This is a genomic window from Cryobacterium sp. Hh38, assembly GCF_004403235.1.
Lineage (GTDB): Bacteria > Actinomycetota > Actinomycetes > Actinomycetales > Microbacteriaceae > Cryobacterium > Cryobacterium levicorallinum.
Genome location: NZ_SOHD01000002.1, coordinates 123,248 through 146,085, shown reverse-complemented (window position 1 = coordinate 146,085; position 22,838 = coordinate 123,248). Strand labels below are relative to the sequence as shown.

The 22,838-nt window shown below is 65.6% G+C and carries 19 protein-coding genes and 1 riboswitch; of the genes, 11 read left to right on the top strand and 8 right to left on the bottom strand.

The window, feature by feature from the left end; translation table 11 throughout:
* Positions 1-6: 6 nt before the first annotated feature.
* From E3T41_RS00835 to E3T41_RS00815, 5 genes are all read left to right on the top strand, one after another.
* Positions 7-495, top strand: coding sequence for an Lrp/AsnC family transcriptional regulator (locus E3T41_RS00835; protein ID WP_092449161.1), 489 nt, complete (start codon positions 7-9; stop codon positions 493-495).
* 109 nt (positions 496-604) lie between these two features.
* Positions 605-1,747: a pyruvate dehydrogenase (acetyl-transferring) E1 component subunit alpha gene (pdhA, locus tag E3T41_RS00830; protein WP_134476800.1), complete on the top strand. Its 1,143-nt coding sequence runs from the start codon at positions 605-607 to the stop codon at positions 1,745-1,747.
* Complete coding sequence (locus tag E3T41_RS00825) at positions 1,744-2,763, top strand: alpha-ketoacid dehydrogenase subunit beta (protein ID WP_134476798.1); 1,020 nt, start codon at positions 1,744-1,746, stop codon at positions 2,761-2,763. Before pdhA ends, E3T41_RS00825 begins: the two co-directional genes overlap by 4 nt.
* The gene (locus E3T41_RS00820) at positions 2,763-4,196 is read left to right on the top strand and encodes a dihydrolipoamide acetyltransferase family protein (RefSeq protein ID WP_134476796.1); all 1,434 of its coding nucleotides are present in this window, start codon (positions 2,763-2,765) and stop codon (positions 4,194-4,196) included. The genes E3T41_RS00825 and E3T41_RS00820 overlap by 1 nt, the downstream gene beginning before the upstream one ends.
* A gap of 72 nt (positions 4,197-4,268) precedes the next feature.
* A riboswitch (TPP riboswitch) is annotated at positions 4,269-4,368 on the top strand.
* A complete protein-coding gene (locus E3T41_RS00815; protein WP_166791468.1) occupies positions 4,351-5,892 on the top strand; it encodes a bifunctional hydroxymethylpyrimidine kinase/phosphomethylpyrimidine kinase in 1,542 nt (513 codons plus the stop codon). (Overlaps the previous riboswitch by 18 nt.)
* 34 nt (positions 5,893-5,926) lie before the next feature.
* On the opposite strand, the gene thiE is transcribed toward E3T41_RS00815, so the two are convergent.
* Positions 5,927-6,571, bottom strand: coding sequence for a thiamine phosphate synthase (gene thiE, locus E3T41_RS00810; protein ID WP_104133131.1), 645 nt, complete (start codon positions 6,569-6,571; stop codon positions 5,927-5,929).
* 61 nt (positions 6,572-6,632) lie between these two features.
* Between thiE and thiO the strand changes: the two genes are divergently transcribed.
* The 4 genes from thiO to moeB are packed head-to-tail and all read left to right on the top strand — an operon-like array spanning position 6,633 to position 10,115.
* Positions 6,633-7,886: a glycine oxidase ThiO gene (gene thiO, locus E3T41_RS00805; protein ID WP_134476792.1), complete on the top strand. Its 1,254-nt coding sequence runs from the start codon at positions 6,633-6,635 to the stop codon at positions 7,884-7,886.
* Positions 7,883-8,152 carry a sulfur carrier protein ThiS gene (gene thiS / locus E3T41_RS00800; RefSeq protein WP_233195432.1) on the top strand — a complete coding sequence of 90 codons (270 nt, stop codon included), beginning with the start codon at positions 7,883-7,885 and terminating at the stop codon, positions 8,150-8,152. The genes thiO and thiS overlap by 4 nt, the downstream gene beginning before the upstream one ends.
* Positions 8,153-8,154: 2 nt before the next feature.
* Entirely contained in the window at positions 8,155-8,946 is a 792-nt protein-coding gene (locus E3T41_RS00795; RefSeq protein WP_304466175.1) for a thiazole synthase, read from the top strand.
* Positions 8,943-10,115 carry a molybdopterin-synthase adenylyltransferase MoeB gene (gene moeB, locus E3T41_RS00790; RefSeq protein ID WP_092449168.1) on the top strand — a complete coding sequence of 391 codons (1,173 nt, stop codon included), beginning with the start codon at positions 8,943-8,945 and terminating at the stop codon, positions 10,113-10,115. Before E3T41_RS00795 ends, moeB begins: the two co-directional genes overlap by 4 nt.
* Positions 10,116-10,278: 163 nt before the next feature.
* Here the strand turns inward: moeB and E3T41_RS00785 are convergent, their stop codons facing one another.
* The gene (locus E3T41_RS00785; RefSeq protein WP_134476790.1) at positions 10,279-10,458 is read right to left on the bottom strand and encodes a hypothetical protein; all 180 of its coding nucleotides are present in this window, start codon (positions 10,456-10,458) and stop codon (positions 10,279-10,281) included.
* Positions 10,459-10,731: 273 nt separating this feature from the next.
* Here E3T41_RS00785 and E3T41_RS00780 point away from each other — a divergent pair, with 273 nt between their 5' ends.
* Complete coding sequence (locus E3T41_RS00780) at positions 10,732-12,117, top strand: DUF2079 domain-containing protein (RefSeq protein ID WP_134476788.1); 1,386 nt, start codon at positions 10,732-10,734, stop codon at positions 12,115-12,117.
* A gap of 292 nt (positions 12,118-12,409) precedes the next feature.
* On the opposite strand, the gene E3T41_RS00775 is transcribed toward E3T41_RS00780, so the two are convergent.
* On the bottom strand, positions 12,410-12,724 hold the full coding sequence (locus E3T41_RS00775) for a hypothetical protein (RefSeq protein WP_092449170.1): 315 nt from the start codon (positions 12,722-12,724) through the stop codon (positions 12,410-12,412).
* Positions 12,725-13,071: 347 nt separating this feature from the next.
* Between E3T41_RS00775 and E3T41_RS00770 the strand changes: the two genes are divergently transcribed.
* Positions 13,072-14,664 (top strand): HNH endonuclease signature motif containing protein, encoded by a 1,593-nt coding sequence (locus E3T41_RS00770; RefSeq protein WP_166791467.1) that lies wholly within the window; start codon positions 13,072-13,074, stop codon positions 14,662-14,664.
* A gap of 212 nt (positions 14,665-14,876) precedes the next feature.
* Here the strand turns inward: E3T41_RS00770 and E3T41_RS00765 are convergent, their stop codons facing one another.
* The 5 genes from E3T41_RS00765 to glgX form a co-directional block, all read right to left on the bottom strand.
* Positions 14,877-15,623, bottom strand: coding sequence for an enoyl-CoA hydratase/isomerase family protein (locus E3T41_RS00765; protein WP_092450750.1), 747 nt, complete (start codon positions 15,621-15,623; stop codon positions 14,877-14,879).
* Complete coding sequence (locus E3T41_RS00760; protein ID WP_104133126.1) at positions 15,620-16,135, bottom strand: hypothetical protein; 516 nt, start codon at positions 16,133-16,135, stop codon at positions 15,620-15,622. The genes E3T41_RS00765 and E3T41_RS00760 overlap by 4 nt, the downstream gene beginning before the upstream one ends.
* Positions 16,136-16,213: 78 nt before the next feature.
* Positions 16,214-17,968 (bottom strand): malto-oligosyltrehalose trehalohydrolase, encoded by a 1,755-nt coding sequence (gene treZ / locus E3T41_RS00755; protein ID WP_134476785.1) that lies wholly within the window; start codon positions 17,966-17,968, stop codon positions 16,214-16,216.
* Complete coding sequence (gene treY, locus E3T41_RS00750) at positions 17,965-20,310, bottom strand: malto-oligosyltrehalose synthase (RefSeq protein ID WP_134476783.1); 2,346 nt, start codon at positions 20,308-20,310, stop codon at positions 17,965-17,967. Before treY ends, treZ begins: the two co-directional genes overlap by 4 nt.
* Positions 20,310-22,496 carry a glycogen debranching protein GlgX gene (gene glgX / locus E3T41_RS00745; protein ID WP_134476781.1) on the bottom strand — a complete coding sequence of 729 codons (2,187 nt, stop codon included), beginning with the start codon at positions 22,494-22,496 and terminating at the stop codon, positions 20,310-20,312. The genes treY and glgX overlap by 1 nt, the downstream gene beginning before the upstream one ends.
* Positions 22,497-22,838: the final 342 nt, after the last annotated feature.

Genomic DNA, 22,838 nt, shown 5'->3' with positions numbered 1-22,838 from the left:
AGTCCAATGACGCAGCCGCAGACTCCCCACCCCGGACTCGACAGCACCGATCGCCAGATTATCGCCGAGCTCAGCCGGGACGGTCGACTCTCGATGCGCCAGCTGGCCCTGCAGGTGCACATCTCCCGCACCGCCGCCCACACCCGGGTGCAGAAGCTGATCAGCCACGGCGTGATCACCGGCTTCGGTGCCGAAACCGACCGTAAGGCACTCGGGCTCAACGTGTCCGCGCTCGTAGTCGTGAAAATCGGCGACGTCGCCTGGGGCGCAATTGCCGCGCAGCTCGCCGAACTGCCGTTCGTGGAGAAGGCGCAGGCCGTGAGCGGCGACATCGACATCATTCTCACGGTGAGCGCTCCCGACCATGAGCAGCTCAGCCAGGCCATTCTGCGCGATATCCACACCATGCCGGGGGTGATCTCGACCCGGTCCCACCTCATTCTCGACGAGATCATCGGGCACGCACCCGGCACGACTCCGGACGCCTGGCACTGATTCAGGACTCAACCATGCCGATTGGTCGCCGTCTGGCGGATGATCGGCCAATCGTTCACAACTGCGAAAAAGCGCGGCCAGGCCTGCGAAAAGGGCGCACCATTGGCTCATGAGCCTCAATGTCGAGAGCACGCCGCTGACGGCCGTGCTGGCACCCCCACCCCTGCGGTTGATCGATGATTCGGGGAACGCCGTTCCGGGCACCGAGAGCGGCGGATTCGTCCTTCCCCCGGTCGAGACGCTGCTCGGCCTCTACCGGCAGATGGTCGTGGCCCGCCGGTTCGACGTGCAGGTCACCGCCCTCACCCGGCAAGGTCGCCTCGCCACCTACCCATCCGCGCTCGGCCAGGAAGCCTGCGAGATCGCCGCCGTCGCCGCTCTCTCGCCGCAGGACTGGCTGTTTCCGACCTACCGGGACAGCATCGCGCTGCTCACCCGCGGCGTCGAGCCGAAGGATATTCTCGCCTCGTTCCGCGGCGACTGGCACAGCGGTTACGACTATCAACAGCATCGCATCGCCCCGCAGGCCACCCCGCTCGCCACCCAGGCGCTGCACGCCGTGGGCCTCGCCACCGCGGCCAAGCTCAAACGTGACGACACCGTGGCGCTCACCCTGCTCGGCGACGGAGCCACGAGCGAGGGTGACGCTCACGAGGCGTTCAACTTTGCCGCAGTCTGGCAGGCCCCCGTCGTCTTCGTGGTGCAGAACAATCAATTCGCGATCAGCGTGCCCCTGGATAAGCAGATGGCCTGCCGCACCATCGCCGACAAAGCGATCGGCTACGGCATGCCCGGCTTCTACGTTGACGGCAACGACGTCGCGGCCATGTTCGCGGTCATCTCGGCGGCGGTCAACCGAGCCCGCAGCGGCGGCGGCCCGACCCTGATCGAGGGCCTCACCTACCGCATCGAGGCGCACACCAACTCGGATGACCCCACCCGCTACCGCAAAACCGCCGACGTCGACCTGTGGCGCAGCCGCGACCCGATCGAACGCCTGGAGAAATACCTCATTGCCCAGGGGGCGTTGTCCGAGGAAGAGCGCGCTTCCGTCGCTGCGGCCGCGGAGGCGCTCGCAGCGACGACCCGCGAGTGCATGACGGAGCAGGCGGTGGTCGATCCGCTCGAGCTGTTCGAGCATGTCTACGCCACTCCCCGCTCCGCCCTGGCCGAGCAACGCGCCTTTCTGGCGGCCGAACTCGACGGCGACGCCGACGCATCCGCTGGTGAATACGAAGAGAGCACCCGATGAGCCCCCAGCAGACCCTCGAGACCGGAACAGCTGTGCGCGCTCCGGACAACCTGACCATGGCCGCCGCCCTCAACGCGGCCATTCGCGACGCCATGGTCGACGATCCGACGGTCGTGCTGTTCGGCGAAGACGTCGGGCCGCTCGGCGGCGTGTTCCGGGTCACCGACGGCTTATACGCCGAATTCGGCGAGACCCGGGTGAGCGACTCGCCGCTGGCCGAGGCCGGCATCGTCGGAACGGCGATCGGCATGGCGATGTACGGCCTGCGCCCGGTGGTCGAGATGCAGTTCGACGCGTTCAGCTACCCAGCGTTCCAGCAGATAGTGTCGCACGTGGCGAAGATGCGCAACCGTACGCGCGGCAAGATTTCGCTGCCGATCGTCATTCGCATTCCCTACGCTGGCGATATCGGCGGCGTCGAGCATCACTCCGACTCCTCCGAGGCGTATTGGACGGCGACGCCCGGGCTGACCGTGGTGAGCCCGTCGAACCCGGCCGACGCCTATTCCATGCTGCGGGGCGCCATCGCGAGCGACGACCCGGTGATTTTCATGGAGCCGAAGAGTCGCTACTGGAACAAAGCGGAGCTTTCCCTGCCGGTGCAGACCGAGCCGCTGAACCGGGCCGTCGTGCTACGGGAGGGCAGCGATGTCACGCTCATCGCCTACGGTCCGACTGTGAAGACCGCCCTCGCGACGGCCGAACAGGGCGCGGCTGAGGGGCTCTCGATCGAGGTCATCGACCTGCGCACGCTGTCGCCGTTTGATGACGAGACGGTGGGGGCATCAGTTCGAAAGACCGGCCGGGCCGCGATCGTGCACGAGGCCGCCCAGTTCGGCGGTTACGGCGCTGAGGTGGCCGCTCGCCTGACCGAGCGCAACTTCTTCTATCTGGCCGCGCCCATTCTGCGCATCACCGGCTTCGACATTCCGTACCCGTCACCCAAGCTCGAGGAGTATTTCTTGCCGACCCCCGACCGAATCCTCGCCGCGCTGTCGACCTGGGAGTGGTCCTGATGAGCCGCGAGTTTCTGCTGCCCGACCTCGGTGAAGGACTGACCGAGGCCGAGATCGTGGCCTGGCTGGTCGCTCCCGGCGATACGATCGCCATCGACCAGGCCGTGGTCGAGGTTGAATCGGCCAAGTCGATCGTGGAGCTGCCGTCGCCCTACGGCGGCGTCGTGGCAAGCCTGTTCGGCGAGCCCGGCCAGGTCATTCATGCCGGGCAGGTGCTGCTGACCGTGACCGACGCGACTGATGACGCTTCAGCCGGTGTTGTCGACGTTCCGGACGCCGCGGCGACCGTCGTGGCGGTCGAAGGCTCCGGAGCCGTTCTGGTCGGCTACGGCACGACCGAAAGCACCCGGCCGGCGCGCAAGGTAGCCGCCGGGCGGTTCGGCACCCCGCGGGCAGCGGATGCCCCGGCACCGGCTGCATCGACGCCGCCCGTCGCCGTTGCGCTGGCCGAGCGCCCCGCCGAGGTGGCGGCATCCGTTTCTGCAGCCATCGATTCGTCCAGCACGGTCGACCCGATCCGCCACTCCCCCGTCGTGTCTCCGATCGTGCGCCGGCTGGCGCGCGAGAACGGGTTCGACGCGAGCGCGCTGGCCGGGAGCGGGCACGACGGTCTGGTGCTGCGCAGCGACGTCGAGGAACACATTCGCGCGCTCACCGCTCCGGCCGTGGCTGTCGATGTGGCTGTCGAGGTGGCAGTCGATGTGGGTATTGCGACGCCGCCCAGCACTGTCGACGCGGCGAGTGCGGATATTCGCATTCCCATCACCGGCCTGCGCAAAGTCGTGTCGCAGCGGCTGACCACGTCGCGTCGGGAGATTCCCGAGGCGACGATCTGGCTCGACGTCGACGCGACCGCCCTGTTCGCCGCGCGGGACCAGCTGCTCGCGGCGACGGATGAGCGGTTCAGCGTGACGGCGCTCATCGCGCGCTTCGTGGTGGCCGGGCTGCGCCGGTATCCGGTGCTCAATTCCTCGGTCGACACCGCGAGCCAGGAGATTCTCCAGCACGGAGCCATCAACCTCGGCATTGCGGCGCAGACCTCACGCGGGCTGATGGTTCCCGTCATCCACCGTGCCCACGCGATGAGTACGCGACAGCTGCGCGATGCCCTCGCCGCGCTGGTCGCACAGTCGCCCGACGGCACCTTCTCGCCGAGCGCGCTGACCGGGGGAACCTTCACCCTCAACAACTTCGGATCGCTCGGCGTCGACGGTTCGGCCGCGATCATCAACCATCCCGAAGCGGCCATTCTCGGCATTGGGCGCATGATCGAGCGGCCGTGGGTGGTCGAACACGCACTCGCGGTTCGCACCGTCGTAGAACTCTCCATGGTGTTCGACCATCGGGTCTGCGACGGCGGAACGGCCGCCGGGTTTCTCACCTATGTGGCCGGCTGCATTGAAAACCCGGTGAGCCTGCTCGCCGACCTGTGAGCTCGGGGCGTGTCCTGAACGCCCACGATTCTGGCATCGGTTACTGAGTGATGTTTGTTGGCGTATAGGCTGCTGAGTGACACGGGGTGCTCCGCACAATGCGCGAGCTGAGATGAATACCCGTTGAACCTGTCTAGTTAGCACTAGCGAAGGAATGTCACGGATGACTGATCAGACCTCGAATATCACGCCGCGCACCACGCCTCGGATTCTCAGTATCGCCGGCACCGACCCGACCGGCGGTGCCGGCATCCACGCCGATTTGAAAAGCATCGCGGCCAACGGCGGGTACGGCATGGCAGTAGTAACAGCTCTGGTCGCGCAGAACACACGCGGGGTGCGCTCGGTGCACACCCCGCCGGTCGCGTTTCTGCGCCAGCAATTGAACGCCGTGAGCGATGACGTGACCATCGATGCCGTGAAGATCGGCATGCTCGCCGAAATCGACGTGATTCACGAGGTGCGTTCCTGGCTCAATGCCCACCGTCCTCCGCTCGTCGTGCTCGACCCGGTGATGGTGGCAACGAGTGGTCACCGGCTGCTCGAACCCCAAGCGGAGCAGGCGCTGCGTGATCTGATCCCCCTCGCCGATCTCGTCACACCCAACGTTCCCGAGCTGGCCGTTCTGCTCGCAGAACCCACAGCGGCAAACTGGGCTGCGGCCATCGAGCAGGGCAAACGACTATCAGCCCGCACCGGAGTAACTGTGTTGGTGAAGGGGGGTCATTTCGACGAAACCATCTGCCCTGACGCCCTGGTCAACACCCACGGGCTGCTGGCACAGAGCGTTGTCGAGTTTGCTTCGCCGCGCATCGCCACCAAGAATACCCACGGCACCGGATGCTCGCTCTCCTCGGCAATGGCCACGGTACAGGCGCGAACCGGGGACTGGGCTGCGTCTCTGGCCGAGGTCAAAGACTGGCTTCAGGATGCTCTGACCCATGCCGACGACCTCGAGGTCGGTCAGGGCCATGGCCCGATCCATCACTTTCATCGGCTGTTCGCAGGCGCGTCGGTCGAGTCGGCCACACCAGCTGATTCGGTGAAGTTCAGTGCGACACTGTGGCGCGATGTCGAGCAGATTCGCACGCAGATCTTCGATCTGCCGTTCATTAAGGATCTCGGTACTGGGGTTCTGGCCGAGCGAGATTTTGCGTATTACCTCGCTCAGGACGCGCTCTACCTCGCCACTTACTCGCGCGTTCTTGCGCGCGCCAGTGAGATCGCGCCGAGCATACACGCACAGCGGTTTCTGGCCGATTCGGCACGACGGTGCCGCGACGTTGAGTTGGAATTGCACAGAAACTGGCTGGGGCAACGGGACGTGTCGTCCGAGGCCGGCCCGGTAACGGCTGGCTACCTGGATCACTTGCTCGGGCTTGCTGAGGGCGGAAACTATGCGGTGCTTCTGGCGGCGCTGTTGCCCTGTTTTTGGCTCTATGCGGATGTCGGTGAGCGGCTGCACACCGACTTTCTGGCGCGCACCGAGACAGCAGTGCATCCATATGCCGCGTGGCTCCAGACCTATGCCGATGAAGAATTCGCCGCGGCCACGAGGGAAGTCATCGCGCTCACCGACGCCGCTGCGGCGACGGCCTCTGCCGCGCAACGCTCGGCGATGCGCCAGGCGTTTGCCACCTCGTCACGGTTTGAGCTCGACTTCTTCGACGCCCCTCGGCATTCTGTGTTGGCCTGAGATGACCACGCCAAACTCGGTACTGTGTGCGTTATCAGCCCAGCGCGGGCAGGCTGGCCAGAAGTCGCTGCGCGGCATCCGTCGGGTCGTTGGCGTCGGTGATCGCGCGCACCACAACCACTCGAGTCGCGCCAGCATCGACGACTTGGTTGATGTTGCTGAGGTCGATGCCGCCGATGGCAAACCATGGCAGCTCGCTGTCGGTGGCTGCGCTGCGGGCGGCCGCGTAACGCAGAAGCTGCGTTCCGACCGCCGCTCGACCGGGTTTTGTCGGTGTGGCCCAGACTGGGCCGACGCAAAAATAGTTAAGATCGTTCGCGGCCAGTGCTGCATCCACGTGTTCGGTAGTGTGTGTGGACAGGCCGATCACGGCGGCCGGGCCGAGCAGGGTGCGAGCGGAGGCCACCGGCAGGTCTGTCTGGCCTACATGAAATACCGGAGCGCCCGTCAGGCTGCCAATATCCGCCCGATCGTTGACGGCCCAGAGTCGTGCGTGCTGGTCGGCAACCGAGCGCAGAATTTCGAGATATTCGAGCTCCTCGGCGGCGTCGATATTTTTGTCGCGAAGCTGAATAATGTCGACCCCACCAGCGAACGCCGCCGCCACGAAGTCAGCGAAATCGCCACGATCCTTCCGGGCATCGGTGCAGAGATACAGCCGGGCTTTTGTCTGGTCCATGCGACCAACCCTATGGGCCAAGTTCGAGCGTCCGTGCCAGCGCAGAAAAACGGTGCGCACCATGAATGAACGAGTCGTGAACCGCACGGTCGACGTCGCCGTGATCGGCGGTGGCATTATCGGGCTCGGCATTGCCTGGGCTGTTGCGCACTCCGGCCGCACGGTGGTCGTCATCGATCCGGACCCCGCCGGCGGCGCAACGTACGCTGCGGCCGGAATGCTCGCGGCGGTGAGCGAATTGCACTACCAAGAAGAGGTGTTGCTCGAGCTCATGCTCGCCTCCTCGGCGCTGTATCCGGCGTTCATCGAATCACTGGGGCCCGAGCATCACCTAACCGGGTATCAGAGAACTCACACCATGACTGTTGGCGCTGATTCGGCCGACCGGCAAGCGCTGGCCGACCTGCGTGGGGTGCAGCTCGCCAACGGGCTAGCCGTCGACCCGCTGACCATTCGCGCGGCGCGCGTGCTTGAACCGCTTCTGAGCCCTCACGTTTCCGGTGCCTTCATGGTGGAGCAGGATCATCAGGTCGACCCGCGCCGGCTCGCCGAGCGCATCCAACTCGCACTTGCCACGCTGGCGAAAAGCCGCCGGTGGGGCCACGACGCCCTGATCCGGGTGAATGCCATGGGGCTATTGCACGACGATTCCGCGGATGCCTCATCTCGCGTCACCGGTGTCGCCCTGGCTGATGGCGGAACGGTCAGTGCCGCCGAAGTAGTTGTGGCCAATGGCCTCGCGGCGGCCATGTTGAACGGGCTACCAGAGCGACTGACCATGCCACTTCGACCGGTTTACGGCGATATTCTACGGCTTCGGGTGCCGGTGCACCTTCGGCCGTTGCTCACCTGCACGCTCCGCGGGCTGGTGCACGGCGTGCCGGTCTATCTGGTTCCACGATCGGACGGAACGGTCGTGATCGGAGCCACCCAACGCGAAGACGGCTCCACTGCGGTGTCGGCTGGTGGCGTCTATCAGCTATTGCGTGACGCCCAGGTGTTGCTGCCGGCGGTCAGGGAGCTCGAGCTGATCGAAGTAACCGCTCGCGCTCGTCCAGGAACGCCCGATAACGCGCCACTGCTTGGCCGGGTCTCGCGAACCGGTAAGGAAACACCAGGCAGCGACATCCCCGGGCTTATCATCGCCACCGGATTTTTCCGCCACGGCGTACTGCTCACCCCGGTAGCTGCCCATTACTGTCTTCAGCTCATCGAGGGAAGTGCCGACCAGCGGTGGGAGCGCTTTCGGCCCCACCGTTTCTCTGCAACCCGACCGTCAGCATCCGTTTCCCTACAAGGAGTTGTCAGCTCGTGACCGAATCCAGGCCCATTTATATACCTGCCAGCGCGATCACCGTCAACGGCACAGAACGAATTGTTCGGCGCGGCAGCACCGTGACCGACCTGGTCGCCGAGATCACCGGTCGCCACATCGCAGCGGATGGCCGTGCGACCGACAAACAAGGTCTCGGCGTGGCAGTTGCACGCAACCGTGAAGTCGTTCCACGCAGCCAATGGTCGGGCACCGTGCTCACGGCCGGCGATGACATTGAAATTGTCACCGCAGTTCAGGGAGGTTGACCGTGGAAACCGAACAACTCACAATCACTGACAGCCTGGTGATCGACGGCGTGCAGTTGAATTCACGTCTAATCATGGGTACCGGCGGCGCACCGAGCCTCGAGGGCCTCGGCGCGGCCCTTCACGCCTCCGGAACCGAGCTCACCACCGTCGCAATGCGGCGTCACAGCGTGACGACGGCCGGATCGCTGTTCGATCTTCTGGTCGATCGCTCCATTCGGGTACTGCCCAATACCGCTGGCTGCTTTACCGCGCGCGAAGCCGTCTTGACCGCACAGCTGGCGCGGGAAGCCCTCGAGACCGACTGGATCAAACTCGAGGTCATCGCCGATGAGCACACCCTCCTTCCCGATGCGGTCGAACTGCTGGACGCGACCGAACAGCTTGTCGCGCGCGGCTTCAAGGTTTTCGCCTACACAAATGACGATCCCGTGCTGGCCCTTCGCCTTGAGCATCTCGGTGCCGTCGCCGTGATGCCACTTGGGGCTCCGATCGGCACCGGGCTCGGCATCCTCAATCCGCACAATATCGAGCTGATCGTTTCTCGTGCCGGCGTTCCCGTGGTGCTGGATGCTGGAATCGGCACCGCATCCGACGCTGCGCTCGCGATGGAGCTGGGCTGCGATGCCGTGCTCCTGGCCACGGCGGTGACGCGCGCGCAGAACCCGGCACTCATGGGCGAAGCCTTCAAACATGCGGTAATTGCGGGTCGGCTGGCGTCCCAGGCTGGCCGGATTCCGAAGCGTGAACTCGCCTTGGCTTCATCGACGATGAACGGGAGGCCCGACCTATGAGTGACGTGACACTCTTAGCACCGCTCGTCGAACCGGGCGACGAGCTAACTGCCGCGGAACTCCAGCGGTACTCGCGCCACATTCTCATTCCCGAAATGGGTATTGTCGGCCAACGACGGTTGAAGAATGCGCGGGTGCTGGTGATTGGCGCCGGCGGTCTCGGTTCACCGGTACTGCTCTACCTGGCGGCTGCGGGGGTGGGCACCCTGGGTGTTATCGACAATGACACCGTGGACCTGAGCAACCTGCAGCGTCAGATTATCCACGGTGTTGCAGACCTCGGTCACTCGAAACTTGAGTCCGCTGCCGCGGCGGTAGCCCAGCTCAACCCACTCGTGTCGATTCACCGGCACGATGTTTGGCTTGACTCGGCGAACGCTCTGGACTTATTCGCCCAGTACGACCTGATCGTTGACGGTGCCGATAATTTCGCCACTCGCTATCTGGTCAGTGATGCCGCCGCGATGCTCGGCAAGCCCTGTGTCTGGGGATCCATCCTGCGTTTCGACGGGCAGGTCAGCCTGTTCTGGAATGAGCACGGCCCCACCTACCGCGACCTGTATCCAGAAGCCCCACCGGCGGGCTCCGTGCCCAACTGCGCAGAAGGCGGAGTGTTCGGGATGCTCTGCGGAACGATCGGCTCAACGATGGTCGCCGAAGCCGTGAAATTGATCACCGGAGTCGGCCGCACGCTTCTGGGCCGGGTCGTGCTCTTCAACGCGTTTGACGCGTCGTGGCGCGAACTCGCCATTGCACGCGACCCCGCCAATAAACCAGTCACAGAGTTGATCGATTACGACGTATTCTGCGAAACAATGCCCGCATCGAATCAGGTCGACGACGCGATCTCCGTGCACGAACTCGCGGCTATGCTCGAAAGCCGGAAGCGCGGCGCGCGTGACTTCGACCTCATTGACGTGCGGGAACCCGGGGAATTCGACATCGTGCATATTGCCGGGGCGCTGCTCATTCCGCAGGGCGGAATCCTCTCGGGGGAGGCACTTTCGTCTCTCTCGCGGGACCGCGATATCGTGGTGCACTGCAAGGCGGGTGCCCGCTCGGCTGCCGTTCTGGCCAAGCTGCATAGCCATGGCTACGACCGAGTGTGGCAGGTCGAGGGTGGTATCGACGCGTGGGTGCGGGAGATCGCAACGGTACTGCCGACCTGAACGAAGCCACCGGGGCGGTCGAACGCAAAGAAAACACCTTCGCAGGGGAATGCGAAGGTGTTATCTTTGCCACTCGCCGGTGTAGGGGCCGGGAAAGCACGATTTGGGGGCAGCGTGCGGCTGCGCTCGCTGAGGATCGGATTCCCCAGCGAGAGTCAGAACCTCAGGCGCTGACCGAGGCGGCGCGGGACGCGAACGCGCCGCGAACCGGAGAGACGCGCACACTCGTGTGGTCGCATCCCGAGCATTTGAGCAGGTAGACCGGGAGCGAGGTGCGCTCGGCGTGGGCCGGATTCGCGCTGAGCCGGGCTGGGGACCGGCAGAAGGGGCAAGTCATGGTCATACGATCTCCAGAGGTGTTGTTGTCGGCTGCACGCCCTTAGTCTGCTCCGCGCCCCGGCCCCGAAACAGTGCCAAAGGTCCCGTGCTGCGACAAAACCTCAGTTACCCGGATGCCGCGGCGCGCACCGGCCCGGTCTGGACGCCGCGTCGCTGCCATCGGGGCGCGGGCACCGGTGGGGGCGACGGTGCTGACGGTTCTGACGGCGCTACGCGGGCACCGAGCTGGTGCGGGTGCAGAAGGCGGTGCCGGTTGCCGGTGCGTTAGCGTTGACGAATGAGGGGATCGCGCGTGGGACCGGTTCGGCCAAGCCCGCGGCGGCCCATTCTGCTGCCGGCGGCCGTCGGACTCGTGGCGACCGCTGCCTACACCGTGTTGTCGGCGCTGCAGTGGCGCAGTTTCGCCGCTCCGTCCTGGGACCTCGGAATCTTCACCCAGCTGGCCCGGCAGTATGCCGGGCTCGAGGCTCCAATTGTGACGCTCAAGGGCGACGGATTCAATCTGCTGGGTGACCACTTTCATCCGCTCCTGGTGCTGCTCGCCCCGATTTTCGCGATCTTTCCGCACTCCTTCACGCTGCTGGTCGTGCAGAATGCGCTGTTCGGTCTCGCCGCTGCGGCCCTGACCTACGGCGCGATGCGATTGCTCGGGCCGGTGACCGGCACGCTGTTCGGGCTGGCTTTCGCCTTCAGCTGGGGCCTGCAGGGCGCGGTGGAGGCGCAGTTTCACGAGATCGCGTTCGCCGTGCCGCTCCTCGCGCTGTCGCTGACCGCGTTTCTGCTGCGCAAGTGGGTGGCCTGCCTGCTCTGGGCGATGCCGCTCGTGTTCGTCAAGGAGGACCTCGGCCTCACCGTTGCCGCCCTCGGCATCGTGCTGGCCGTGCGCAGCCGACATCCGTTTGGCGTGTGGCTCGCCGTCTGGGGTATCGGCTGGTTTGCGCTCGCGAGCCTCGTGATTCTGCCGCTGCTCAATCCGAACGGTGCCTGGGCCTACTCGAGCAGCATCGACCTGCCCGCTATTCTCAGCGATCCGGCCGCGTTGCTGCAGCCGCAGAAGGGGATGACGCTGCTGCTGCTTCTCGTGGTCGGCGGCGTGATTGCGGTGCGCTCGCCGCTCGCCCTCGTGCTACTGCCGACGCTGGCCTGGCGGTTTCTGTCCGATAACTCGGGCTACTGGGGTCCAACCTGGCAGTACAGCGCCGTGCTCATGCCCATCGTGTTCGCCGCCGCGCTCGATGGCATTGTGCTCGTGCGCATCAGTCGGCGGGGCTGGCTGCGCGGTTTCGGGCGGCGGGCGGCATCCGTTTCGATCGTCGCCGGTCTGGTGCTCGCGACGACGCTGCCGCTGTTCAAGCTGACGAATGTGTCGGCCAATTTTTCGACGGATCGCGCCGCTTCCGCGCAGGCCGCCCTCTCCGTTGTGCCCGACGGCGCCCGGGTCGAATCTGATATCGGGCTGATGAATTACCTGGTGGAACGAACGGATGTCTACTGGCTCGGCAACCAGAATCCGCTCCCCGACTATCTGGTGATCGACCGTCAGACGGGCGGCCTGCCCGGCGAATGGACGTCTGCGCAGGTCGTCGCCGAGGCCCTGCATCCCGGAGTCGGCTTCACGACGATCTACTCCGGCGGCGGCTACGAGGTCGCCCGCGCTCACTGATCCTGCTGGCGTGGCCGACCCTGTTCGGGGCCCGGTCTCTTTGGGGCCTATCTGTTCGGGGCCCGGTCTCTTTGGGCCCGGGCCCGGAAAGTGGGCCCATGATGGATCATGGACCCACTTCCCTAAGGTAGGCCCAGCCTGCAGATTGTGGGCGGGTTCCCGTCGCCGAGTGCCGTCAGCAGCGCGGCTGCGGATTCCGGGTGGTCGACCGTCACGGCGAACTGGTTGCCGCGACGTAGGTTGGCCACGAGGGCCGGGCCGCCCCTCATCACCACGGCCGTCCGCCCGCTCGTCAGCGGTAGCCCCAGCCGCCCGACCGCAGCGGGCTTAGGGTCTCGGCGAACGCTGATTCCACCTGATCGAGCGGCACCTGCTTCAAACGGATGCCCAGGAGCCGCGACACCACGCGCAGCCCCCGTCGGTCGACGCTCACCCGAACCTGCACAAAGCCCAGTGTGAACATCAGGATCACACCGAGGATCACGGCGGTCAGGACGGCTGTTGACGAGTCTTGCGCGTCATCACCGAGCAGAGCGATCACGGCGACGACCCCGCCCAGCATGACCAATCCGCCGATAACGGCCACGACCGGACTCGTCACCATCATGGTCCAGGGAACTTTCGAGCTCCCCCGATCACGTGCGGGCCGAGACGTCCGCCCTCGCACTCATCCGGTCCAATCACGGACGGGCCGGTTACTCCGGCCTGCCTGATTGCCAGCTCCAGCTCGCGAAAGCGCGTGAATGGTTGCTCCGCCGAGTGACGTAGCAATTCACCCGCTTATGCGGCCAGTTACAGCCTCGGGGAATCGCCCAGCGGGCGTAGCGCAACATGATCGGCAGTTGCACTTGACAAGTCAGAAATATTTCCGATCCTTTGTCAGTATAAAGTGAGATTCTCTCGCGTTAATGTACTTTTCGGGTTATAATTATGGATGAAGGAGGCGCCGACGCCATGACCCTCACCGCCCCGCCAGCAGCAGCCGGTTCGATCCCGGAGCCTGAAGGTTCTCGGGTGGCGGTGATTGACCAGGCCGGTGCGATTCTGGCGGGAGCGTTGGACGGGGTGCGGTTTGGTCAGCTCGACGACTCCGAGGCGGTCGCGGTATTGGCAGCCCTGGAGAGGCTGGGTCGCAAGGTTGATGGGGCAAGGCTGCGGTCGACCACCGACATTGGTGCGCGTGCCGAAACTGACCTCGGCAACGGCTCGTTGGCCTACAAGAACGGATGCCGCAACCGGGTCGAGTTCATCACCCAGCTCGCCGGCATCTCCGGCCGTGAGGCCAAACGTCGCCTGAAGCTCGGCGAGACCACGGTGGAGCGCACGCCTCTTGGCCTGCCCGTCCCCGCCCGGTACTCGGTCATCGCCGACGGGCTCGTCAGCGGCGACCTCGGGGTGGAATCGGCGGAGATCATCGCCACCGCCCTGACCGCATTGCAGGGCCGGGTTGGTCCGGACGACCTCGACCGCGTCGAACGCGCTTTGGTCGCGTCGGCGACTGGAGCGATCACGCCGGAAACTGCGGGGCTGCCGGGCGCGGGCATCCGCTTCGCTCCCGACATGCTGCGGGCGCAGGCGATGGAGTGGCAGGGGCGGCTCGACCCCGACGGCGCCGCCCCGGGCGACGATGTCGTGGAGGCGAAGAGCACGTTGACGTTTGGCGTGCTCCGCAACGGGCTCTACCCGCTGCGCGCCGACGTCACCCCCGAACTTCGCGGCATCATGGACACCTTCTTCGATACGTTCCTGTCGTCCCGGTCTCGCAGCCCCATCTTCGTACCCACCGAACTGCTCGAGAGCCGCAATAAGCCCGAGCTGGACGGTATCGACGGTATCGACGGGGTGGAGAGCATCCCCGGCTCGGCCGCTTTCGGCACGGAACCATTCAGCGCCGACCCATTCACCGGCGACCCCCGATTCGACGGCGACCGCCGCACCGCCGGTGAGAAACGCGCCGACATCCTCCGCGCCATCCTCGAGGCGGCCGCACGAGACCCGAAAACCCCAACCATGGGCGGTGCCGCCCCCACCGTCATGGTGCACATCAACGCCGTCGACCTCGACCAGGGCCGCGGCGTCGGCTGGATCGACGGCATCGAAGCACCCGTGTCGTTTCGCCGGGCGCAAGAACTCATCTGCGCAGGCGGCTACCAGCAGGTCCTCTTCGGTGAGAACCGCGACGTGCTCTACCTCGGCGACAAAATCCGCTGCTTCACCGCCAAACAACGCGCCGCGATCGCCGCCCGCGACGGCGGCTGCATCATCCCCGGCTGCACCATCCCCGCCCGCTGGACCGAAGTCCACCACGTCCTCCCCTGGGAACAGGGCGGCCCCACCAACATCGAAAACGGAACACTCTTGTGCTGGTTCCACCACCACACCATCAACACAAACGGGTGGAAAATCCGCATGGTCAAAGGCCGGCCCCAAGTGCTCGGCCCACTGCTGTGGGACCCGTCCCAAACCTGGCGACCCGCCCAGACTCACCGGGCCAATACGCCCAGCCCGGAACCACCGTTTAAGAGACAGTCCCCGCACGTGAGTTGAAGTGTGTTTCATGTGGCAGAGCAGTGCTGTTGGCGTAGCGTCCAGCGCTGAACGAGTCTGGCCCTTTCCTGAATTCGCCGTGGCCACATCCAAGTGGGTCGCAACCGCACGCGAGTGGCCTCGCGATGCGATAGTGGGCGCAAAGAGGGAGTATTCATGGAATGGGCTGCGATCGCTATTGGCACTGTCACCGCTTTAGCCGTGGTCTTCGTCTAGCGCTTGCGACGGGCGAGGAAGGCATCCATTCGGGCGAACTTGGCCTCGGATTCGAACAGAATCGACTGAGCAACGTTGTCGACGAGCGGATGCGCCGCCCGCGGAGCGTGGAAAACTTCTTTGGCCAGACGGGTCGCCAGAGGGTCCTGCGCGGCGATGCGGTCGGCCAGCGCGTGGGCGGCAGCGAGCAGGTCGTCGGGGTCGTGCACCTCGGTGACCAGATGCACGGCAAGGCATTCGGGGGCGCTCAGAATGCGTCCGGCCAGGATGATCTCCTTGGCCACCGGCTCGCCGACGAGCTCGGCCAGTCGCCAAAGCGCACCGGCAGCGGGCAGAATGCCGAGGGCTGTCTCAGGATTGCCGATCCGGGCGCTCGTGGAGGCGATGCGAAAGTCAGCCGCATAGGCCAGTTCGGCGCCGCCGCCGAGCGCCCAGCCGTCGATCGCGGCGATCACCGGCATCGGCAGTTTCGCAATGCGGGAGAACAGCCCGGAGTTGATGCCGAGCAGCGCGTCGTCGCGGCGCCGTTCGCGCAGCTGGGCGATGTCGGCACCCGAGGCGAAGACACCGTTCGCTCCGCTGATAATCAGAATACGCGGCTGCTGCTCCAGTTCAGCGCAAATTGCGTGCAGCTCATCGATCATGGTCTGGTCGATGGCGTTGCGCACGTCGGGCCGGTCGAGCTGCACGTGCACCCGGTCGGCGCGATGCTCAATCGTGAGAGTAGTGGGAATGTTGTTCATTGTGGAACGTCTCCGTTGAGGTCGGGGCTGGAATCGGGGTCAGTCGTGCCGGCCGGGAACACCCGCTTGTAATTGCGGCCGTCGGGCAGGGTCACCGTGCGGCTGACCAGGGTGCCGCGCCGCACCTGCAGGTAAATCGCCTGGGCGCTCACACCGCGTTCGGCCGCCGCCTCGGCGACGGACAGGCCGGGGAGGTCGGTCGGCACACTGCTTGGCCGCACGGATCGTTTGCGGCCGGCTTCGAGGCGGGCGCTGATCTCGTCGTCGGTGCCGCCCCAACGCCATTTGGCCGCCGGAGGCTTCAGTCCGGTCGCATCAGCGATCTGGTCCCACGACACGTCAGCAGCGAGGGCGCCGCGAACAGCGGCCAGGGTCGCCGGGTCCTGTTCGAGGGCGGTCTGCAGCGAGCGGATGGCGCGCAGCCGATCCAGGGGCGAACCAGCGGTATCCGTTTGCAGCGTCAGCACCCGCTCGAGCGCGGCCGCCGTGGTCGGCGCCAGAAACGATCCCATGCGTGGTCCCCCATCGAGTGTGCTGCGACTGGAGGCAGCAGCCCCATCTTGCCAGATCCAACGCGTCGTTTGAACAGATCACGCCAGCACGACGACCGAGTGCGGAGCCAGCTGCAGGGCGTTAGGCAGTCGGTCCTGCACAGCATCGCCAGCGGCGGCGAAGGACAGCACGACCTCTCCCCCGCTGGCCGGGATGTGCGCCGAACGCTCGCCGAGGTTGATCAGAATCTTGGTGCGGCCACGGTGCAGCCGCAGCCACCCCTCGGCCGCATCCAACTCGACGGCGATCTGGTCGAACCGGGGATCGGTGATATTGGGGTGGGTGCGGCGCAGCGCAGCCAAAGCACGGTAGAACTCGAGCAGTCGAGCGTGCTCGGGCTCGGCCAGTTCGTTCCAATTGAGCTTGGAGCGCTCGAACGTCGCCGGGTCCTGCGGGTCGGGGACGAGCGCCGGATTCCAGCCCATGCGGGCAAACTCGCTGATGCGTCCGGTGGCCGTTGCCGTGCCGAGTTCGGGTTCGGGATGCGAGGTGAAGAACTGCCAGGGTGTCGTCGCCCCCCATTCTTCCCCCATGAACAGCATTGGCGTATACGGCCCGAGCAGGGTCAGCGCCGCGGCAATTGCGAGCTGGCCGACATCCAGTTGGGCGCTGAGCCGGTCGCCGACGGCCCGATTACCGATCTGGTCGTGATTCTGGGATGCGACGACCAACCGCCAGGTGGGCATCCGTTCCCGGTCGATCCGGCGACCGTGGGTGCGCTCCCGAAAACTCGAATAAGTGCCGTCGTGAAAAAACCCGTGGGTGAGCACCTTGGCCAGGGCGTCGAGCGGCTCGAAGTCGGCGTAGTACCCTGAGGTTTCCCCGGTGAGGGCGACGTGCACGGCGTGATGAAAGTCGTCGCTCCACTGGGCGTCGAGGCCGTAGCCGTTCGCCTCTCGGGGGGTGATGAGGCGCGGATCGTTGAGGTCGGATTCGGCGATCAAGGTGAGTGGCCGCCCGGTCTCGGCGCTGAGTGCGGCGACCTCGACGGAGAGTTGCTCGAGCAGGTGGGTGGCGCTGCTGTCGCGCAGCGCGTGCACGGCGTCGAGGCGCAGGCCGTCGACGTGGTAGTCGCCGAGCCACATGAGTGCGTTGTCGAGAATGTATCGGCGCACCGGATCGGAGTGCGGCCCGTCGAGGTTGAGCGAGGACCCCCAGGTGTTACCGGCGGCCTCGCTCAGGTAGGGACCGAACTGTGGCAGATAGTTGCCGCTCGGGCCGAGGTGGTTGTAAACGACATCCTGAATGACGCCAATGCCACGCTGGTGGCAAGCATCGACAAAGGCCTGGTACGCGGCCGGACCGCCATAACCCTCGTGCACGGCGTACCAGAGCACACCGTCGTAGCCCCAGTTGTGGGTGCCGTTGAAGGCATTCACCGGCAACAGCTCGACGAAGTCGACGCCGATCGATTGCAGGTGATCGAGCCGGCTCGCGGCCGCCCCGAACGTACCCTCTGGTGTGAAGGTTCCCACGTGTAACTCGTAGATGACGGCGCCGGCCAGCTGCCTCCCGGTCCAGTCGGCATCCTGCCAGACATGCGCGGACGCATCGAAACTACGCGACGGGGCGTGCACCCCGGCCGGCTGCCGCCGTGATCGCGGGTCGGCGTACGGCCCGCGCCCGTCCACGATGAAGCCGTAGTCGTTCTCGGCGCGCACCGCCGGTCGAGCGGATGCCGGCAGTTCCCACCAGCCGTCATCGCGGGCGGTAAGTTCCAGCCTTCGCGTGCCCAACACCAGCTGCACGGTCTGCGCGTCGGGTGCCCAGACCTCGAATCTCTGCTCGTTCATGTGTGACGTCCGATGCGGTGGGAAGGGCGGTCTCGGTCGTCGGCAGCCACCAGTAACGCCACCGGATACCGGGCCAGCACATCGGCGACTCGCAGGCTCGGGCCGTCAAAGCGCTGGCGCGTGAACACATCGACGATGGTGCGACCGGCCACGGCAATGGTCGTGTCGCGCCAGCCGCCGGCCTCGTGCAACCCGATCGGCAGCCGCGTGGCCACGGTGATCGCTCCGCCGCGGTCGAACGCGACGACATGGCCAGCAGCCGGGCCGAAGGCGGGTACGGGCAGGTAGCGGGTGAACAGGTCTGACCGGTCGCCGCGCAGGTGCAGGGCGCTGGAGGTGACCAGCAGCTTGGCGGCGCCGGTCTCGTCGACCGGGGGGAGCCATCCGCTTTCCAGACGGGTCAGCAGCTCGCGGCGCAGCGCATAGTCGACCGGGCGACGATTGTCGGGGTCGACGAGCGAGGTCTCCCACAGCTCGCTGCCCTGGTAGACGTCTGGGACGCCCGGCATGGTCAGCTGCAGCAGCTTCTGGGAAAGCGAATTGCTCCACCCGGGCTGCTGCAGCCGGTCAACCAGTGCGGTGAGGAGATCGCGGGTCGGCCCCGACTCGACGGCGGCTGTGACGAGTTCGTCGAGAGCCGCTTCGAAACCGGTGTTCGGCTGGGTCCAGGTGGTCGACGTGCCGGCTTCGCGCGCGGCCTTGAGGGCGTAAGCGGCGAGCCGCTCCCGGCTGGCCGGCCAGGCACCCACGATCGCCTGCCAGAGCAGGTTCTCGAAGGGCGCATCGTCGAGCGGATGCGCTGCCCGCAGCTGGTGTAGCGCCTCCGCCCACTCGGCGGGGATCTCGGCAAGCACCGCAATGCGCGCCCGCACGTCTTCGCCGCGTTTGGTGTCGTGAGTCGACAGCGTCGTCATCGAGTGCGGAAAACCCGCCTGACGCGTGCGCTGCCGCTTGTGAAACTCAGCCACCGGCACGGCGAACTCGTCGGGATCGGCCCCGACCTCGTTGAGCGAGGTCAACCGACTGAACCGGTAGTAAGCCCGATCTTCAACGCCCTTGGCCATGACCATGCCCGAGGTCTGTTGAAAGCGCACGGCGGCCGGATGCCCCGGGTCGCCGAGCAGGGGCAGCAGCCGGTCGATCTCGGATTGAAGTTCCGGGCGGCGGGTAGCCGAGCGGCGGGCCGCCTCGCGCAGATTCTCCGAGCCAACGGGCAGGTACGAGCGATAGACCGGAAACCAGGCCAGCAGGTCGGCCAGGGCCTCGGCGGTCGGTGCCAGATTCCCAGTATCGCTCGGCACGAGTCGGGCGATACGCAGCACCTCGGAGCGCAGAATGCCGTCGGTCACGTCGCGCTTGTTGCGATAGACCAGGTCGGCCCAGTCGGTGGCGACGCCCTGCAGGCTGGCCTCGAGCGCATCGAGGGGCTCCTGGCCGGCCGGATCGACGAGCACCCGGTCGACGTCGGCGAGGGCGTCATAACCGGTGGTGCCGGCAGTCGCCCAGCTGGTCGGCAGCGCTTCGCGCCCTTCCAGGATCTTCTCGACCAGAACGTAGCAGCCGTCGGTGGCCCGCCGCAGGGCTTCCAGGTAGCCGGCCGGATCGGCGAGCCCGTCGGGGTGGTCGACCCGCAATCCCTGCACGAGGCCGTCGCGCACCCAACGCACGATCTCGCGGTGCGATTCCTCAAACACCCACGGCACCTCGACCCGGATACCAGCGAGGCTGTTCACCGCGAAAAATCGGCGGTAGTTCAACTCGGCGTCGGCGCGACGCCAGTTCACCAACTCGTAGTGTTGCCTGGAGTGCACATCGGCCGGGCTGGCACCGTCATTGTTGCTTTCGGCCGCCAGGGGAAATCGATTGTCAAAATAATGCAGCTCGCCGCCCACGATCTCGAGCCGGTCGAGTTCCGTGCGGCCATCCGAACCATCGTCGCCGAGAACCGGAATGCGAATCTTGCCATTGCCGAACGCCCAGTCGACGTCGAAGGCCTCGGCATAACGCGACTGCTGACCGTTCTGCAGCAGGTCCCACCACCAGGCGTTCTGCGCCGGGCTGGCGACCCCCATATGGTTGGGCACAATGTCTACGAGCACGCCGCACCCGGCCTGGTGCGCTGCCGTTGCAAGCCGGACGAGCCCCGCCGCACCGCCACGGGCCGGGTCGACCAACGAGTGGTCGACCACGTCGTAGCCGTGATCCGATCCGGGTTCGGCCTTCAGCAGCGGCGACAGGTAGACCCAGCCAGCACCGAGGGAGCGCACGTAGTCCACGATTTCGGCCGCTGCATCGAGGTCGAATCCGGCCGTGATCTGCAGCCGATAAGTGCTCAGCGGCATTAGGTCAGACCCGGGAGGGAGATCAACCCGGTGTTGCCCGCGAGTGACGCGGCCACCGAATGATCCGGGGCAGCTTCGGGTTCGTGATACGCGCGCAGAACCACGAGGGACCGACCAACTACCGTTTGAATGGCTCCGGCGGGACGGGCAACGGAATCGGCCCCCTCGCCGGCGGTGTCGACGACGATCTCCCAGGCCGGGGCGTACTCATCGGGCGGCAGCTTGAATTCGACGTCCTCGGCATCCGCGTTGAACAGGAGCAGAAAATTGACGTCGACGACCTCTTGCCCGCGCACGTCGCGTTCGCGGATTCCGTTGCCATTGAGAAACTTGGCCACCGTGCGGGCCAGATTCTCGTCCCAGTCTTCTGACGCCATCGGCTCGCCGTCGGTGTTGAGCCAGACGATGTCGGGCAGGGACTCCCCTGCCACCCGTTTGCCCGGGCGTCCGTCGAAGAACCGGCTGCGCCGGAACGTCGGGTGCTCGCGGCGCAGGCGGGAGACCGCCGCCGTGAACTCGATCAGTGGCAGGTCGGCTTCGTCCCAGTGCACCCAGGTCAGCTCGGAGTCCTGCGCATAGGTGTTGTTATTGCCAAGCTGGGTGCGGCCCAGTTCGTCGCCGTGCAACAGCATCGGAACCCCCTGCGACAGCAACAGGGTGGCAAGGAAATTGCGCGTCTGGCGGGCGCGCAGCCCGCGAATCTCGGGGTCGTCAGTAGGGCCCTCGACGCCGGAGTTCCAGGACCGGTTGTGCGATTCGCCGTCGTTGTTGTCTTCGCCGTTGGCATCGTTGTGTTTCTCGTTGTAGGACACGAGGTCAGCGATGGTGAAGCCGTCGTGCGCCGTGACGAAGTTGATCGAGGCCATCGGGCGCCGCCCTGAGTGCTCGTACAGGTCGGCCGAGCCGGCCACGCGCGAGGCGAACTCGCCGAGTGTGGAGGGCTCTCCCCGCCAGAAGTCTCGAACGGTGTCGCGGTACTTGCCGTTCCATTCCGACCACTGGGAGGGGAAATTACCGACCTGGTAGCCGCCCGGGCCGACGTCCCACGGCTCGGCGATGAGCTTGACCTGCGACACGATCGGGTCCTGCTGCACAAGCTCGAAGAAGGTGGACAGTTTGTCAACTTCGTACAGGTCTCGGGCCAGAGCGGAGGCCAGATCGAACCGAAAGCCGTCAACGTGCATCTCGAGCACCCAGTAGCGCAGCGAATCCATGATGAGCTGCAGCACGTGCGGGTGCCGAACATTGAGGGTGTTGCCGGTGCCCGTGTAGTCCATATAGTAGCGCTTGTCGTCATCCATGAGGCGGTAGTAGGCCTCATTGTCGATGCCCTTGAACGATAGGGTAGGCCCCATTTGGTTGCCCTCGGCGGTGTGGTTGTAGACCACGTCGAGGATGACTTCAATTCCGGCGGCGTGCAGGCTGCGCACCATGCCCTTGAACTCCTGCACCTGCTGACCGAGATCACCGGTGGAGGAATACGCGTTGTGCGGCGCGAAGAATCCGATCGAGTTGTAGCCCCAGTAATTGTTCAGGCCCTGCTCCATGAGGGTGCCGTCGTTCACGAACTGGTGCACCGGCATGAGTTCGATAGCCGTCACCCCCAATTTCTGCAGATGGTCGATGACCGAAGGATGCGCCAATCCCGCGTAGGTGCCCCGTTGGGTCTCCGGTACGGACTCCTGAAGCTTGGTGAGTCCCTTGACGTGTGCCTCGTAGATTAGGGACTCGCTGTATGGCGTGCGCAACGACCGGTCGCCGGTCCAGTCGAAGAATGGGTTGACGACCACGCCGAGCATCATGTGTGCCGCGGAGTCTTCGTCGTTCGGGGAATCCGGGTCGTCGAAGTCATAGGAGAACAGCGACGGATCCCAGTCGATGGCCCCGGTCGTAGCCTTGGCGTAGGGGTCAAGCAGCAGCTTGCTCGGGTTGAGCCGGTTGCCCGCTGCGGGGTTGTAATCGCCATGCACCCGGTAGCCGTAGCGCTGGCCCGGCTGCACGAGCGGAAGATAGCAGTGCCAGATATAAGCGGATGACTCGCGTACCTCGATGCGCGTCTCACCGCCGTCTTCATCAAAGAGGCACAGTTCGACTCGTTGGGCCGCCTCACTGAACAGGGCGAAGTTGGTGCCGCTCCCGTCAAAGGTTGCGCCGAGGGGGTAGGCGGTGCCGGGCCAGGTTTCCATGAGACTCCTCGAAGGGAAGGTGGGACACGGTCAGGTGCTAGTTGAGGGACACGGCAGCACCCGACGGTGGCCGCGCTTGGAAAATACGCTACAGGCATCCGCCGACATATCTGCCTTCCGCTCGAGCGGGAGTTGGTTGGGACCCTAAGAAGTCCCTCGCGGCGCTGGAGGGTCAGTCGCAGATCAACCCATCGGCCAACTTCTGCGGGCGGGCGTGCGCCGAATTTATGGGATCGTCGGCGATAGCCCGAACCCCATCGTGGATGCGGTTCGCCGAACCAACGGCTCGGCCAATTCATCGTCCGATCCAACGGATGATCTCGCTGAACACGCTGAACACGC

Excerpts from the sequence above, each read along its gene's own strand:
- E3T41_RS00835 (WP_092449161.1), top strand. The coding sequence starts at position 7 with ATGACGCAGCCGCAGACTCCCCACCCCGGACTCGACAGCACCGATCGC.
- pdhA (WP_134476800.1), top strand. The coding sequence starts at position 605 with ATGAGCCTCAATGTCGAGAGCACGCCGCTGACGGCCGTGCTGGCACCC.
- E3T41_RS00825 (WP_134476798.1), top strand. The coding sequence starts at position 1,744 with ATGAGCCCCCAGCAGACCCTCGAGACCGGAACAGCTGTGCGCGCTCCG.
- E3T41_RS00820 (WP_134476796.1), top strand. The coding sequence starts at position 2,763 with ATGAGCCGCGAGTTTCTGCTGCCCGACCTCGGTGAAGGACTGACCGAG.
- E3T41_RS00815 (WP_166791468.1), top strand. The coding sequence starts at position 4,351 with ATGTCACGGATGACTGATCAGACCTCGAATATCACGCCGCGCACCACG.
- thiE (WP_104133131.1), bottom strand. The coding sequence starts at position 6,571 with ATGGACCAGACAAAAGCCCGGCTGTATCTCTGCACCGATGCCCGGAAG.
- thiO (WP_134476792.1), top strand. The coding sequence starts at position 6,633 with ATGAATGAACGAGTCGTGAACCGCACGGTCGACGTCGCCGTGATCGGC.
- moeB (WP_092449168.1), top strand. The coding sequence starts at position 8,943 with ATGAGTGACGTGACACTCTTAGCACCGCTCGTCGAACCGGGCGACGAG.
- E3T41_RS00785 (WP_134476790.1), bottom strand. The coding sequence starts at position 10,458 with ATGACCATGACTTGCCCCTTCTGCCGGTCCCCAGCCCGGCTCAGCGCG.
- E3T41_RS00780 (WP_134476788.1), top strand. The coding sequence starts at position 10,732 with ATGAGGGGATCGCGCGTGGGACCGGTTCGGCCAAGCCCGCGGCGGCCC.
- E3T41_RS00775 (WP_092449170.1), bottom strand. The coding sequence starts at position 12,724 with ATGATGGTGACGAGTCCGGTCGTGGCCGTTATCGGCGGATTGGTCATG.
- E3T41_RS00770 (WP_166791467.1), top strand. The coding sequence starts at position 13,072 with ATGACCCTCACCGCCCCGCCAGCAGCAGCCGGTTCGATCCCGGAGCCT.
- E3T41_RS00765 (WP_092450750.1), bottom strand. The coding sequence starts at position 15,623 with ATGAACAACATTCCCACTACTCTCACGATTGAGCATCGCGCCGACCGG.
- E3T41_RS00760 (WP_104133126.1), bottom strand. The coding sequence starts at position 16,135 with ATGGGATCGTTTCTGGCGCCGACCACGGCGGCCGCGCTCGAGCGGGTG.
- treZ (WP_134476785.1), bottom strand. The coding sequence starts at position 17,968 with ATGAACGAGCAGAGATTCGAGGTCTGGGCACCCGACGCGCAGACCGTG.
- treY (WP_134476783.1), bottom strand. The coding sequence starts at position 20,310 with ATGCCGCTGAGCACTTATCGGCTGCAGATCACGGCCGGATTCGACCTC.
- glgX (WP_134476781.1), bottom strand. The coding sequence starts at position 22,496 with ATGGAAACCTGGCCCGGCACCGCCTACCCCCTCGGCGCAACCTTTGAC.